Annotated in this window: 13 protein-coding genes; 9 read left to right on the top strand and 4 right to left on the bottom strand. The window is 52.2% G+C overall.

Annotated elements, in window-relative coordinates; all coding sequences use genetic code 11:
- Window positions 1–22 precede the first annotated feature (22 nt).
- Complete coding sequence (locus tag KW808_RS08155) at window positions 23–403, top strand: hypothetical protein (protein WP_003860020.1); 381 nt, start codon at window positions 23–25, stop codon at window positions 401–403.
- 169 nt (window positions 404–572) lie between these two features.
- On the opposite strand, the gene KW808_RS08150 is transcribed toward KW808_RS08155, so the two are convergent.
- From KW808_RS08150 to arsB, 3 genes are all read right to left on the bottom strand, one after another.
- Window positions 573–1,214 carry an arsenate reductase ArsC gene (locus tag KW808_RS08150; protein WP_499651885.1) on the bottom strand — a complete coding sequence of 214 codons (642 nt, stop codon included), beginning with the start codon at window positions 1,212–1,214 and terminating at the stop codon, window positions 573–575.
- A gap of 75 nt (window positions 1,215–1,289) precedes the next feature.
- Window positions 1,290–1,712 carry an arsenate-mycothiol transferase ArsC gene (locus tag KW808_RS08145; RefSeq protein WP_003860016.1) on the bottom strand — a complete coding sequence of 141 codons (423 nt, stop codon included), beginning with the start codon at window positions 1,710–1,712 and terminating at the stop codon, window positions 1,290–1,292.
- Between the two features lie 16 nt (window positions 1,713–1,728).
- A complete protein-coding gene (gene arsB, locus KW808_RS08140; RefSeq protein ID WP_044395107.1) occupies window positions 1,729–2,841 on the bottom strand; it encodes an ACR3 family arsenite efflux transporter in 1,113 nt (370 codons plus the stop codon).
- A gap of 80 nt (window positions 2,842–2,921) precedes the next feature.
- Here arsB and KW808_RS08135 point away from each other — a divergent pair, with 80 nt between their 5' ends.
- Together KW808_RS08135 and KW808_RS08130 are read left to right on the top strand one after the other, a co-directional pair.
- Window positions 2,922–3,269 (top strand): ArsR/SmtB family transcription factor, encoded by a 348-nt coding sequence (locus KW808_RS08135; protein ID WP_003860014.1) that lies wholly within the window; start codon window positions 2,922–2,924, stop codon window positions 3,267–3,269.
- 8 nt (window positions 3,270–3,277) lie between these two features.
- A complete protein-coding gene (locus KW808_RS08130) occupies window positions 3,278–4,306 on the top strand; it encodes an ArsO family NAD(P)H-dependent flavin-containing monooxygenase (RefSeq protein WP_003860013.1) in 1,029 nt (342 codons plus the stop codon).
- A 22-nt stretch (window positions 4,307–4,328) separates the two neighbouring features.
- Here KW808_RS08130 and KW808_RS08125 read toward each other — a convergent pair whose 3' ends face one another.
- A complete protein-coding gene (locus KW808_RS08125) occupies window positions 4,329–4,901 on the bottom strand; it encodes a hypothetical protein (protein WP_044395104.1) in 573 nt (190 codons plus the stop codon).
- Between the two features lie 107 nt (window positions 4,902–5,008).
- On the opposite strand from KW808_RS08125, the gene metH reads away from it, so the two are divergent.
- The 6 genes from metH to KW808_RS08095 all read left to right on the top strand — a co-directional run bounded on the left by metH (window position 5,009) and on the right by KW808_RS08095 (window position 13,975).
- Complete coding sequence (gene metH, locus KW808_RS08120) at window positions 5,009–8,674, top strand: methionine synthase (RefSeq protein WP_003860011.1); 3,666 nt, start codon at window positions 5,009–5,011, stop codon at window positions 8,672–8,674.
- 65 nt (window positions 8,675–8,739) lie between these two features.
- On the top strand, window positions 8,740–9,435 hold the full coding sequence (locus KW808_RS08115; RefSeq protein WP_003860010.1) for an HAD family hydrolase: 696 nt from the start codon (window positions 8,740–8,742) through the stop codon (window positions 9,433–9,435).
- A gap of 74 nt (window positions 9,436–9,509) precedes the next feature.
- Entirely contained in the window at window positions 9,510–9,782 is a 273-nt protein-coding gene (locus KW808_RS08110) for a phosphoribosyl-ATP diphosphatase (RefSeq protein WP_011897259.1), read from the top strand.
- A 16-nt stretch (window positions 9,783–9,798) separates the two neighbouring features.
- Window positions 9,799–10,644, top strand: a complete 846-nt coding sequence (gene hisG, locus KW808_RS08105; protein WP_003860009.1) for an ATP phosphoribosyltransferase — start codon at window positions 9,799–9,801, stop codon at window positions 10,642–10,644.
- A 110-nt stretch (window positions 10,645–10,754) separates the two neighbouring features.
- Window positions 10,755–12,335 carry an aspartate ammonia-lyase gene (gene aspA, locus KW808_RS08100; protein WP_003856153.1) on the top strand — a complete coding sequence of 527 codons (1,581 nt, stop codon included), beginning with the start codon at window positions 10,755–10,757 and terminating at the stop codon, window positions 12,333–12,335.
- A 428-nt stretch (window positions 12,336–12,763) separates the two neighbouring features.
- The gene (locus tag KW808_RS08095) at window positions 12,764–13,975 is read left to right on the top strand and encodes an MFS transporter (RefSeq protein ID WP_003860007.1); all 1,212 of its coding nucleotides are present in this window, start codon (window positions 12,764–12,766) and stop codon (window positions 13,973–13,975) included.
- The last annotated feature ends 55 nt before the right edge of the window (window positions 13,976–14,030 follow it).

Genomic DNA, 14,030 nt, shown 5'->3' with positions numbered 1-14,030 from the left:
AATTTCAGGAACAATACATCTCATGACCATTCGCGCCACTTTCCAGCCTTCCGTAGATGAATTCATCTCCACTCTCGAAGAGTTTGCAACAGGTTCATACCTTAAAGAGGACGAAAAGGAATTCTGGGACGAACCTTTCGATGTCAAGGCACTTCCAGATCTTCGTTTCATCTTGGAAAACTACCTTGATTCCCTAGATAAGCTCGGTGAAGCACCAGACCTTGATGCTGTTAACGCTTCCGCCCAGTCCACCCTTGATGAGCTGGAGAAGTTCAACACCAAGCACCACGGTGCTGTTGTTGAACCTGAAGAAAAAGAAGAGATCACTAAATTGATGTTTGATGCTGCAAAGCAGACTGGTGCAGAAGATCTTTCTGCAGAAGCGTTCCCTGAGTTTGAGTAAAGCTCAATGGAGTTTTTAAGCGCCATTCCGGTCGAGGCTGGGGTGGCGCTTTTGTTGGAGAATTCACTTTCTGCTTAACCAACTAGCAATCGAGCCTCGCATAGTTCCCCTATGTGAGGCTCGATAACGGTTTAAGTAGAGCAGTGAAACTTATCAGGCTCCTGATTTCTTAATTTTGCGTTGCTTGGATACTCTTCCAAAGCTCGCGGATTCGACCATCAATTTCTTCAATTATTTCCTGTATCTTTTCTCTACCTTCATCAGACGGATCAGTGAGTTCCCAATCGAAATAGTGTTTTCCTGGATATATCGGACACACATCTCCACAGCCCATTGTGATGACATAGTCAGACGCGCGAACAACATCATCGGTTAGTGGCTTCGGAAAAGCATCAGAAATGTTTACGCCTCGCTCTGACAAGATTTTCAACACCAGTGGGTGAACCTCAGAAGTAGGTAAAGAACCGGCAGAACGTACCTCCACAGAACTTCCGGCGTAGTGAGACAACAAAGCTGAAGCAATCTGTGAACGACCTGCATTGTGAACGCAAACGAATAGCACCTGAGGCACAAGTGAAATGACCTTTCCTTCAGCTACCGCAAGCGCGTGTAGCCGGTCTTTAGCAAATCGCTCGGCCAGAATTGGCAGGTGGGTACGAATTTTTGCTGTCCGTGCTAAGGACACATACGATTCAAAAACATAGCGGTTGATAGTTTCTGAAGAGAAAACTCCTTGATACGTCAGCGCCAGTTCATTTGCGATACGGTTCAAAATATTGGTGTGCAAGTTTGGGGCAGCCTGCTCGGTCATGATCTTCCTTTCGAAGATTTTGCGGAGAAACCAATAGATCTAGCGGTGTCGGAGATGGGAGAGATTAGAAAGCAACTACGCGTTTTGAGTTAGTTCAGCAATGAGGTTTTGAACTCGAGCATCAATATCATCTCGGACCAGTCGCATGCGCTCCATACCTTCAATTCCACGTTCAGAGGGTTCGTCAGTTACCCAGCGCTGTAATGTGCCGTTTGCATCGATAGGCATTTCTAGTTGAGCTTCGGCACCAAGAATGACCACGCGGTCTACTCGCTTAATTAACTCCTGGTCAATACCCTTAGGAAATCCTTGAGACATATCTGCGCCAACTTCAGCAATGGACTCAAGGGACTGTTGATTTAGCTTCGTACCTGGTTTGGTGCCCGCTGAATGAATTTCAAGAGCATCTCCGGCATGTTTTTTGGCTAGCGCTGCGGCCATTTGAGATTTTCCTCCGTTGCCGACGCAAACGAAGAGGACGGAAGGTTGATTATTCATGAAGTTGATTCCTTCGCTATGAGTTGATGATTTGGCTGGTAGAACGAGCTGATGATGGCAGCGTGGGGTCATTCGGGAATAGTTTGGGGCCCAGCCACAGCATGGTGTAGACCAAGGCGACAAGCACAGGAATTTCAATTAAGGGACCGATAGTTCCTGCCATAGCCTGTGCAGAAGTTGCGCCAAACGTTCCGATCGACACCGCAATCGCAAGTTCAAAATTGTTGCCAGCTGCAGTGAAAGAGACGGATGCAGACTTTGCATAGTTCATGCCAGATAGTTTTGACGCAATGAGTGAAATGAAAAACATTCCAACGAAATAGATAACCAATGGTATCGCGAGACGAACTACCGCCCATGGTTGAGAGACGATCTGATCCCCTTGCAATGAAAACAACAAGACGATCGTATAAAGCAGACCGATTAGTGCAAATGGAGAGATTGCCGGAAGGAACTTTTGTTCATACCACTCACGTCCCTTGATCTTTTCGCCAATAATTCGCGAGAAAACTCCAGCAAGTAGAGGTATTCCGAGGAACACCAAAACCGAAGTCACAATTGACCAGAAAGAGAATTGAGCGGTGGTAGTTGGTAATCCTAGCCAGGATGGTAAAACTTGCAGATAGAACCAGCCAAGTGCACCAAACATTGCGACTTGAAAAACTGAATTAATGGCTACGAGAACTGCTGTAGCCTCGCGGTCTCCACAGGACATATCAGACCAAACCAAGACCATCGCAATACATCGTGCGAGTCCTACAATAATCAGGCCGGTTCGTAATTCCGGTTGGTCTGGGAGGAACAACCAAGCTAACGCGAACATTAAGGCAGGACCCACCACCCAATTGAGAATGAGTGACACGCCCATCAAATGCTTATCAGTGGCAATTTGTTTAGTTTTGTCATACCGAACTTTGGCCAACGGTGGGTACATCATTACAAGGAGGCCTAAAGCGATTGGCAAGGAGATCCCTCCGACTTCCATTGCGCCTAGAAAGCCTGAGAGTCCCGAAACGCTCCGGCCTAAAAATAGCCCAAACGCCATCGCCAAAATAATCCAAAGTGGAATGTATTTATCAAGAAATGAGATTCGGGCTGGCTTGGCCCGCGTCTGAGTTGAGTTTGTCATGCGACACCTTTCGGTATATTGATACCTGTCGATATTCAAAATACTTTCAATATCGACATTCGTCAATATATAGTGGATTTATGACCACTCTCCACACAATTCAATTAGCCAATCCAACCGAGTGTTGCACCCTTGCTACGGGACCCCTGTCCAGTGATGAATCTGAACACTATGCCGATCTGTTTAAGGTGTTGGGCGACCCAGTCCGTCTACGGATTCTGTCTCAGCTGGCTGCGGGAGGGTGCGGGCCTGTAAGTGTTAATGAACTCACGGACTTAATGGGTCTTAGCCAACCAACAATCTCACATCATCTTAAAAAGATGACTGAGGCAGGATTTTTGGAACGAGTGCCTGAAGGTCGTGTGGTGTTGCATCGAGTACGGCCGGAACTATTTACGGAATTGCGAACGGTATTGCAGATCGGCTGAATGGAATTATGATGAGTCATTTGCAAACTGAAGGCGCCGGAAACGATCATGACCATTACGAAGCTGTAATAATTGGTGGAGGCCAAGCTGGCCTGGCTACCGCTTATTATCTCATGCGCGCAGGAGTGCAGACTCTGATTTTGGATGACCAACCTGCCTCCGGAGGTGCATGGCTGCATGTGTGGCCTTCGCTACATCTGTTTTCGACTTCAGATTTTTCTAATCTTCCAGGTTGGCCGATGCCCAAATTTGACGGGTTTCCAACATCATCTCATGTCGTAGATTATCTGACGGAATATGAACGGCGTTATGAAATTCCAGTTAGTCGATCAGTTTCTGTAGATAAGGTTGATTTTGTAAATGGTGCCTTTCATTTACAATCTGGAACTCGATCCTGGATAGCTAAAAACGTGGTTTCCGCTACCGGTACTTGGTCGGCGCCATTTGTCCCAGCTTTTCCGGGAAAATTCTCTGGAACTCATTGGCACTCGTCAAATTATCCGGGCGTTCACCCCTTCGTAGGTCAACGCATTGCAATCGTTGGAGGTGCAAATTCCGGAGCTCAAATTGCAGCAGAGCTGAGTGAAGTGAGTGAGGTGACATGGTTCACCCGCGATAAACCACGGTGGATGCCAGATGACGTTGATGGTAGGGAATTGTTTAGGCGTAACCGTTTGAGGGCTCTTGCTATTCAACGAGGTGAACGTGACCCAGGGCCAGATTCCGAGCTCGGCGACATTGTCATGCTTCCGGAGGTGCGCAGGGCTCGAGACTCCGGAAAGCTATTTGCCACTCCGATGTTTGGGTCACTCGACGAGATACGTGCTGATCACCTAATTTGGTGCACAGGGTTTCGGCCGGCGATTAGGCCAGTTCGTCAACTTCTCAAACACGGACAACCAAAGGTTCCTGGTCTTTATTTAGTAGGCTACGGAGATTGGACGGGACCTGGGTCTGCGACTATCACAGGGGTCGGGCTTTATGCCAAGCGAGCAGCCAAAGAGATTGCCGCGTCAGTCGGCAAAGTCGTTAAATAGTCTGAAGGCTAAGAACTTAATGTTAAAGCGAAAATTGTTTTGACACCTCAACTAATGCAGCGATGCGTTCTTTCCAGAATGCTTTCATGACTGGGATGCTGTTTTGATCAGGCAGACGTCGGTGTTGGATGCCGAAGCTGGATTTATTGTCGCCTTTGGAGGTGAAGTTGACGCTCACTCGAGAATCATCGGCCAACCATTTGGCATTGAACGTTTTAGGTTCGGTGGCGGAGGTTTTCTCAATCAAGGTGGGGTCAAGCCACTGTGCCCTCAGGCCATCGTCACCAAAGAGTTTCCACACTTTTTCTACCGGCAGGTTGAGAGTTTTGGAGGCATTGGCCGCGAACCCATCGCTAGTCATCCCGGGTTTGCGCATGCCACGTTCGTATTCATAACCAATCGCGATGCCTTGAGCCCACCAGCCGCTGACCTCAAAGTTGTCCACGATGTGCTTTGCGATGTGGGTGTGAGTCCAAGAGGTGGCTTTTACGTCGTCAAGCAATTTTAGCCACTCTTCCCACGGCTTTCCGGTGCCGTTGAGGATAGCTTCAGGGGACATGCCTGGTGTTGAGCCTTGCGGAGTGAAGTCAGTCATGCGACCGAGACTAGTGGCGCTTTGCCTGTGTTGCTTAGGCGGTGTTGAAAATGAATTGCGAATGAAAAGTTCGGGAATTGCCTAATCCGTACTAAGCTGTCTACACAATGTCTACTTCAGTTACTTCACCAGCCCACAACAACGCACATTCCTCCGAATTTTTGGATGCGTTGGCAAACCATGTGTTGATCGGCGACGGCGCCATGGGCACCCAACTCCAAGGCTTTGACCTGGACGTGGAAAAGGATTTCCTTGATCTGGAGGGGTGTAATGAGATTCTCAACGACACCCGCCCTGATGTGTTGAGGCAGATTCACCGCGCCTACTTTGAGGCGGGAGCTGACTTGGTTGAGACCAATACTTTTGGTTGCAACCTGCCGAACTTGGCGGATTATGACATCGCTGATCGTTGCCGTGAGCTTGCCTACAAGGGCACTGCAGTGGCTAGGGAAGTGGCTGATGAGATGGGGCCGGGCCGAAACGGCATGCGGCGTTTCGTGGTTGGTTCCCTGGGACCTGGAACGAAGCTTCCATCGTTGGGCCATGCACCGTATGCAGATTTGCGTGGGCACTACAAGGAAGCAGCACTTGGCATCATCGACGGTGGTGGCGATGCCTTTTTGATTGAGACTGCTCAGGACTTGCTTCAGGTCAAGGCTGCGGTTCACGGCGTTCAAGATGCCATGGCTGAACTTGATACATTCTTGCCCATTATTTGCCACGTCACCGTAGAGACCACCGGCACCATGCTCATGGGTTCAGAGATCGGTGCCGCGTTGACAGCGCTGCAGCCCTTGGGTATCGACATGATTGGTCTGAACTGCGCCACCGGCCCAGATGAGATGAGCGAGCACCTGCGTTACCTGTCCAAGCACGCCGATATTCCTGTGTCTGTGATGCCTAACGCGGGTCTTCCCGTGCTGGGTAAAAACGGTGCGGAATACCCACTGGAGGCTGAGGATTTGGCGCAGGCGCTGGCTGGATTCGTCTCTGAGTATGGCCTGTCCATGGTGGGTGGTTGTTGTGGCACCACACCTGAGCACATCCGTGCGGTCCGCGACGCGGTGGTGGGTGTTCCAGAGCAGGAAACCTCCACGCTAACCAAGATCCCTGCAGGCCCTGTTGAGCAGGCTTCCCGCGAGGTGGAGGAAGAGGACTCTGTCGCATCGCTGTACACCTCGGTGCCATTGTCCCAGGAAACTGGTATTTCCATGATCGGTGAGCGCACCAATTCAAATGGCTCCAAGGCATTCCGTGAGGCAATGCTGTCTGGCGATTGGGAAAAGTGTGTGGATATTGCCAAGCAGCAAACCCGCGATGGTGCACACATGCTGGATCTTTGTGTGGATTACGTGGGACGAGATGGCACCGCCGATATGGCGACCCTCGCAGCGCTTCTTGCTACCAGCTCCACCTTGCCAATCATGATTGACTCCACCGAGCCTGAGGTTATTCGCACAGGCCTTGAGCACTTGGGTGGACGAAGCATCGTTAACTCTGTCAACTTTGAAGACGGCGATGGCCCTGATTCCCGCTACCAGCGCATCATGAAACTGGTGAAGCAACACGGTGCCGCAGTGGTTGCGCTGACCATTGATGAGGAAGGCCAGGCACGTACCGCTGAGCACAAGGTGCGCATTGCTAAACGACTGATTGACGATATCACCGGCAGCTACGGCCTGGATATCAAAGACATCGTTGTGGACTGCCTGACCTTCCCGATCTCTACTGGCCAGGAAGAAACCAGGCGAGATGGCATTGAAACCATCGAAGCCATCCGCGAGCTGAAGAAGCTCTACCCAGAAATCCACACCACCCTGGGTCTGTCCAATATTTCCTTCGGCCTGAACCCTGCTGCACGCCAGGTTCTTAACTCTGTGTTCCTCAATGAGTGCATTGAGGCTGGTCTGGACTCTGCGATTGCGCACAGCTCCAAGATTTTGCCGATGAACCGCATTGATGATCGCCAGCGCGAAGTGGCGTTGGATATGGTCTATGATCGCCGCACCGAGGATTACGATCCGCTGCAGGAATTCATGCAGCTGTTTGAGGGCGTTTCTGCTGCCGATGCCAAGGATGCTCGCGCTGAACAGCTGGCTGCCATGCCTTTGTTTGAGCGTTTGGCACAGCGCATCATCGACGGCGATAAGAATGGCCTTGAGGATGATCTGGAAGCAGGCATGAAGGAGAAGTCTCCTATTGCGATCATCAACGAGGACCTTCTCAACGGCATGAAGACCGTGGGTGAGCTGTTTGGTTCCGGACAGATGCAGCTGCCATTCGTGCTGCAATCGGCAGAAACCATGAAAACTGCGGTGGCCTATTTGGAACCGTTCATGGAAGAGAAAGCAGAAGCTACCGGATCTGCGCAGGCAGAGGGCAAGGGCAAAATCGTCGTGGCCACCGTCAAGGGTGACGTGCACGATATCGGCAAGAACTTGGTGGACATCATTTTGTCCAACAACGGTTACGAAGTGGTGAACTTGGGCATCAAGCAGCCACTGTCCGCCATGTTGGAAGCAGCGGAAGAACACAAAGCAGACGTCATCGGCATGTCGGGACTTCTTGTGAAGTCCACCGTGGTGATGAAGGAAAACCTTGAGGAGATGAACAACGCCGGCGCATCCAATTACCCAGTCATTTTGGGTGGCGCTGCGCTGACGCGTACCTACGTGGAAAACGATCTCAACGAGGTCTACACCGGTGAGGTGTACTACGCCCGTGATGCTTTCGAGGGCCTGCGCCTGATGGATGAGGTGATGGCAGAAAAGCGTGGTGAAGGAATTGATCCAAACTCACCAGAAGCTATTGAGCAGGCGAAGAAGAAGGCGGAACGTAAGGCTCGTAATGAGCGTTCCCGCAAGATTGCCGCGGAGCGTAAAGCTAATGCGGCTCCCGTGATTGTTCCGGAGCGCTCTGATGTCTCCACCGATACTCCAACCGCGGCACCACCGTTCTGGGGAACCCGCATTGTCAAGGGTCTGCCCTTGGCGGAGTTCTTGGGCAACCTTGATGAGCGCGCCTTGTTCATGGGGCAGTGGGGTCTGAAATCCACCCGCGGCAACGAGGGTCCAAGCTATGAGGATTTGGTGGAAACTGAAGGCCGACCACGCCTGCGCTACTGGCTGGATCGCCTGAAGTCTGAGGGCATTTTGGACCACGTGGCCTTGGTGTATGGCTACTTCCCAGCGGTCGCGGAAGGCGATGACGTGGTGATCTTGGAATCCCCGGATCCACACGCAGCCGAACGCATGCGCTTTAGCTTCCCACGCCAGCAGCGCGGCAGGTTCTTGTGCATCGCGGATTTCATTCGCCCACGCGAGCAAGCTGTCAAGGACGGCCAAGTGGACGTCATGCCATTCCAGCTGGTCACCATGGGTAATCCTATTGCTGATTTCGCCAACGAGTTGTTCGCAGCCAATGAATACCGCGAGTACTTGGAAGTTCACGGCATCGGCGTGCAGCTCACCGAAGCATTGGCCGAGTACTGGCACTCCCGAGTGCGCAGCGAACTCAAGCTGAACGACGGTGGATCTGTCGCTGATTTTGATCCAGAGGACAAGACCAAGTTCTTCGACCTGGATTACCGCGGCGCCCGCTTCTCCTTTGGTTACGGTTCTTGCCCTGATCTGGAAGACCGCGCAAAGCTGGTGGAATTGCTCGAGCCAGGCCGTATTGGCGTGGAGTTGTCCGAGGAACTCCAGCTGCACCCAGAGCAGTCCACAGATGCGTTTGTGCTCTACCACCCAGAGGCAAAGTACTTTAACGTCTAACACCTTTGAGAGGGAAAACTCTCCCGCACATTGCAGATCGTGCCACTTTAACTAAGGTTGACGGCATGATTAAGGCGATTTTCTGGGACATGGACGGCACGATGGTGGACTCTGAGCCACAGTGGGGCATTGCTACCTACGAGCTCAGCGAAGCCATGGGCCGCCGCCTCACCCCGGAGCTCCGGGAACTCACCGTCGGCTCGAGCCTGCCGCGCACCATGCGCTTATGCGCAGAGCACGCAGGCATTACATTGAGCGACGCGGACTACGAGCGCTACCGGGCTGGCATGTTCGCCCGGGTCCATGAGCTTTTCGACGAATCCCTCGTCCCAAATCTAGGCGTCACCGAACTCTTGACAGAATTGAAGGCCCTCGAGATCCCCATGTTGGTCACCACCAACACAGAGCGCGATCTCGCGACCCGTTCAGTCGCAGCCGTGGGAAATGAGTTCTTTATCGGTTCTATCGCTGGTGATGAAGTCCCAACAGCAAAGCCAGCCCCCGACATGTACCTCGAAGCAGCACGACGTGTGGGCTTTGACCCATCAGAGTGCCTTGTGTTCGAAGATTCCTACAACGGCATGCTGGGCGCTGTTACTGCAGGTTGCCGCGTCATTGGTCTGCACCCAGAAGAAGTCCAAGCGCCAGAAGGTGTAGTGCCTTTGCGTTCCCTCCACCGCAAAAACTCCTTCGAAGGTGTCACCGCCGAAATGGTCACTTCCTGGTACCACCAGATCGAGCCGGCAGGTGTCGCAAAATAAAACCAGGTGGGGGAGTGAAATTATTCGACTAATATCCTCCCCCAAACACACATTGATAACTGTTGTGTGGAAGAATGTACCGAGTGAAGACATTTGACTCGCTGTACGAAGAACTTCTTAACCGTGCTCAGACCCGCCCTGAAGGGTCTGGAACCGTGGCCGCCTTGGATAAAGGCATCCATCATCTAGGTAAGAAGGTCATCGAAGAAGCCGGAGAGGTCTGGATTGCAGCCGAGTATGAGACCGATGAAGAGCTAGCCGGAGAAATCTCCCAGCTCATTTATTGGACCCAGGTCATCATGGTTGCTCGCGGCCTGAAGCCAGAAGATATCTACAAGAACCTGTAGGAGTTTTAAAGCAATCATGTTGAAAATCGCTGTCCCAAACAAGGGCTCGCTGTCCGAGCGCGCCATGGAAATCCTCACCGAAGCAGGCTACGCAGGCCGTGGAGATTCCAAATCCCTCAACGTTTTTGATGAAGCAAACAACGTTGAATTCTTCTTCCTTCGCCCTAAAGATATCGCCATCTACGTTGCTGGTGGCCAGCTCGATTTGGGTATCACCGGCCGCGACCTTGCTCGCGATTCCCAGGCTGATGTCCACGAAGTTCTTTCCCTCGGCTTCGGTTCCTCCACTTTCCGTTACGCAGCACCAGCTGATGAAGAGTGGAGCATCGAAAAGCTCGACGGCAAGCGCATCGCTACCTCTTACCCCAACCTTGTTCGCGATGACCTCGCAGCACGTGGGCTTTCCGCTGAGGTGCTCCGCCTCGACGGTGCAGTAGAGGTATCCATCAAGCTTGGTGTCGCAGATGCCATCGCCGATGTTGTATCCACCGGCCGCACGCTGCGTCAGCAAGGTCTTGCACCTTTCGGCGAGGTTCTGTGTACCTCTGAGGCTGTCATTGTTGGCCGCAAGGATGAAAAGGTCACCCCAGAGCAGCAGATCCTGCTTCGCCGCATCCAGGGAATTTTGCACGCGCAGAACTTCCTCATGCTGGATTACAACGTCGACCGCGACAACCTGGACGCTGCCACTGCAGTAACCCCAGGCCTATCCGGCCCAACGGTATCCCCACTGGCACGCGACAACTGGGTTGCTGTACGCGCCATGGTGCCACGCAGGTCAGCTAACGCCATCATGGATAAGCTTGCTGGACTCGGCGCTGAAGCCATCCTGGCTTCTGAAATCCGCATCGCCCGCATCTAGTTTTAACTACCCCCGAAAATGTAGTGGGGTAGTCCCACACTGCCTCTTACAAGTACGTAGGATAATCCACAGCACCATCGTGATTTCCTTCAACTTGTGAGAGGCAGTACATGTCTAAGACGAGCAACAAGTCTTCAGCAGACTCAAAGAATGACGCAAAAGCCGAAGACATTGTGAACGGCGAGAACCAAATCGCCACGAATGAGTCGCAGTCTTCAGACAGCGCTGCAGTTTCGGAACGTGTCGTCGAACCAAAAACCACGGTTCAGAAAAAGTTCCGAATCGAATCGGATCTGCTTGGTGAACTTCAGATCCCATCCCACGCATATTACGGGGTGCACACCCTTCGTGCGGTGGACAACTTCCAAATCTCACGAACCACCATCAACCACGTCCCAGATTTCATTCGCGGCATGGTCCAGGTGAAAAAGGCCGCAGCTTTAGCAAACCGCCGACTGCACACACTTCCAGCACAAAAAGCAGAAGCAATTGTCTGGGCTTGTGATCAGATCCTCATTGAGGGACGCTGTATGGATCAGTTCCCCATCGATGTGTTCCAGGGTGGCGCAGGTACCTCACTGAACATGAACACCAACGAGGTTGTTGCCAACCTTGCACTTGAGTTCTTAGGCCATGAAAAGGGCGAGTATCACATCCTGCACCCCATGGATGATGTGAACATGTCCCAGTCCACCAACGATTCCTACCCAACTGGTTTCCGCCTGGGCATTTACGCTGGACTGCAGACCCTCATCGCTGAAATTGATGAGCTTCAGGTTGCGTTCCGCCACAAGGGCAATGAGTTTGTCGACATCATCAAGATGGGCCGCACCCAGTTGCAGGATGCTGTTCCCATGAGCTTGGGCGAAGAGTTCCGAGCATTCGCGCACAACCTCGCAGAAGAGCAGACCGTGCTGCGTGAAGCTGCCAACCGTCTCCTCGAGGTCAACCTTGGTGCAACCGCAATCGGTACTGGTGTGAACACTCCAGCAGGCTACCGCCACCAGGTTGTCGCTGCTCTGTCTGAGGTCACCGGACTGGAACTAAAGTCCGCACGTGATCTCATTGAGGCTACCTCTGACACCGGTGCATATGTTCATGCGCACTCCGCAATCAAGCGTGCAGCCATGAAACTGTCCAAGATCTGTAACGATCTACGTCTGCTGTCTTCTGGTCCTCGTGCTGGTTTGAACGAAATCAACCTACCACCACGCCAGGCTGGTTCCTCCATCATGCCAGCCAAGGTCAACCCAGTGATCCCAGAAGTGGTCAACCAGGTCTGCTTCAAGGTCTTCGGTAACGATCTCACCGTCACCATGGCTGCGGAAGCTGGCCAGTTGCAGCTCAACGTCATGGAGCCAGTCATTGGCGAATCCCTCTTCCAGTCACTGCGCATCCTGGGCAATGCAGCCAAGACTTTGCGTGAGAAGTGCGTCGTAGGAATCACCGCCAACGCTGATGTTTGCCGTGCTTACGTTGATAACTCCATCGGAATTATCACTTACCTGAACCCATTCCTGGGCCACGACATTGGAGATCAGATCGGTAAGGAAGCAGCCGAAACTGGTCGACCAGTGCGTGAACTCATCCTGGAAAAGAAGCTCATGGATGAAAAGACGCTCGAGGCAGTCCTATCCAAGGAGAACCTCATGCACCCAATGTTCCGCGGAAGGCTCTACTTGGAGAACTAATCCAAGATCTCGTCTGATACCTGGGCAATTAGGTTGAGAGTTCATCTCACCTGGTTGCCCAGGTTTTTTCGTGGGTGAATTCAGCAGGCGCCTGTTTAAGAGATTGATATCGCTGGATGAGTCGGCGAGATTTTTTACGCGACTACACGCGGAGCAGACTATATGGCCGAAACTTCCCAGTAAATCGATTTTCGGTCATATGGGACGGTGCGAAGGGGGTGGGGCAACACGTTGAGGTTGTTTTGATCGGGCGCAGCCGTCGAAAAGCAAAAAGCATTTTGTGACATGAATCTATTTTGAATGCGATTAGGTTTCTCAAGACATTGGATGACCTTTTCACCTGCACTTTTGTACAATGCAATATGATAATACTTAAAGTATCTATTGAATTTTTGCAATTTGGCCAATCAACAACATAGGAGGACTGCGTGGCGGTCACCGCAAGAACGGACATAAAACCACACCCATCGCAACCAACGGCACTGTTCACTCCAGTGTTTATTTTGGGCTGGCTCGTCAACTTGACCCAGTACCTAAGTTTCTACTTCCTGATCACAGTCATGGCGCTGTATGCGATGGAAAGCTTCGCCGTTTCAGAGACCGCTGGCGGATTTGCGGCCAGCTCCTTTGTTATCGGCGCAACCGTGGCTCGTGTGTTCGCGGGATGGGCGGCCGACCGTTTTGGTAAGAAGCAGATCCTGCTCATCTTTGTCGGCTTGGGAACGGTAGCATCACTGTTTTATATTCCAGCTGCCTCACTACCAGCGCTGGTTGCTGTGCGTTTTGTTCACGGTTTTTCTTATTCTCTTGCTTCCACCGCCGTGATGGCACTTGTGCAGTCCGTGATTCCTGCAAGCCGTAGGGCAGAGGGCACCGGCTACTTCGCGCTCGGATCCACACTGGCTACAGCTTTCGGCCCAGCAATTGCGCTGTTTGTTATCGATGACTTCAACTACAACACCCTGTTCTGGATTACCACTGCGACCAGTGTTTTCGGCCTGATCCTCACCGTTTTGATCCGCAAGCCGGAGTTCATTAAGAATGCGGAACACGACAGAGTAAAGCCAGTCTGGTCTATCAAGACTGTTGTGCACCCATCGGTCATGCTCATTGGTTTCTTCATGCTCGCTGTCGGACTGGCTTATGCAGGCGTGATCACCTTCCTCAACGGCTTCGCGCAAGACACTGGCCTCACCGCCGGAGCGGGTCTTTTCTTTATCGCTTATGCGGTTGCGATGCTGGTCATGCGTTTCTTCCTTGGACGCATTCAGGACAAGCATGGTGACAACCCGGTTATTTACTTCGGTTTGATCAGCTTCGCCCTCGCGCTGGGGCTTATGGCTTTGGCGACTGAAGACTGGCACATTGTTCTCGCTGGCGCACTCACCGGCTTGGGCTATGGCACCATCATGCCGGCCGCACAAGCCATTGCTGTCGATTCAGTTCCAAGCACTCAGGTTGGTTCCGGTATTTCCACGCTTTTCCTGTTCACCGACATCGGCATTGGCTTAGGCCCAATCCTGCTGGGTGGATTGGTTGCAGCGACCGGATACAACGTCATGTACGCAGCTTTGGCCGCAGTGATTGTTGTGGCGGGCGTGCTCTACCTGGTTGCTTTGGGTAGGAAAGCTAGCCACTAAGTTAGAGCATTTTATTGAGCACCTGCATCCCCAAGGCGAACTCGGAGGATGGAGG

The organism is [Brevibacterium] flavum, from assembly GCF_019317305.1.
GTDB lineage: Bacteria > Actinomycetota > Actinomycetes > Mycobacteriales > Mycobacteriaceae > Corynebacterium > Corynebacterium glutamicum.
Note: the sequence above shows the minus strand (reverse complement) of the source record. Positions and strands in the feature narration are given on the sequence as shown.

Coding starts and splice junctions, on each gene's coding strand:
- KW808_RS08130 (WP_003860013.1), top strand. CDS start 3,278: ATGATGAGTCATTTGCAAACTGAAGGCGCCGGAAACGATCATGACCAT.
- metH (WP_003860011.1), top strand. CDS start 5,009: ATGTCTACTTCAGTTACTTCACCAGCCCACAACAACGCACATTCCTCC.
- KW808_RS08145 (WP_003860016.1), bottom strand. CDS start 1,712: ATGAATAATCAACCTTCCGTCCTCTTCGTTTGCGTCGGCAACGGAGGA.
- KW808_RS08115 (WP_003860010.1), top strand. CDS start 8,740: ATGATTAAGGCGATTTTCTGGGACATGGACGGCACGATGGTGGACTCT.
- arsB (WP_044395107.1), bottom strand. CDS start 2,841: ATGACAAACTCAACTCAGACGCGGGCCAAGCCAGCCCGAATCTCATTT.
- KW808_RS08110 (WP_011897259.1), top strand. CDS start 9,510: ATGTACCGAGTGAAGACATTTGACTCGCTGTACGAAGAACTTCTTAAC.
- hisG (WP_003860009.1), top strand. CDS start 9,799: ATGTTGAAAATCGCTGTCCCAAACAAGGGCTCGCTGTCCGAGCGCGCC.
- KW808_RS08135 (WP_003860014.1), top strand. CDS start 2,922: ATGACCACTCTCCACACAATTCAATTAGCCAATCCAACCGAGTGTTGC.
- aspA (WP_003856153.1), top strand. CDS start 10,755: ATGTCTAAGACGAGCAACAAGTCTTCAGCAGACTCAAAGAATGACGCA.
- KW808_RS08125 (WP_044395104.1), bottom strand. CDS start 4,901: ATGACTGACTTCACTCCGCAAGGCTCAACACCAGGCATGTCCCCTGAA.
- KW808_RS08150 (WP_499651885.1), bottom strand. CDS start 1,214: ATGACCGAGCAGGCTGCCCCAAACTTGCACACCAATATTTTGAACCGT.
- KW808_RS08155 (WP_003860020.1), top strand. CDS start 23: ATGACCATTCGCGCCACTTTCCAGCCTTCCGTAGATGAATTCATCTCC.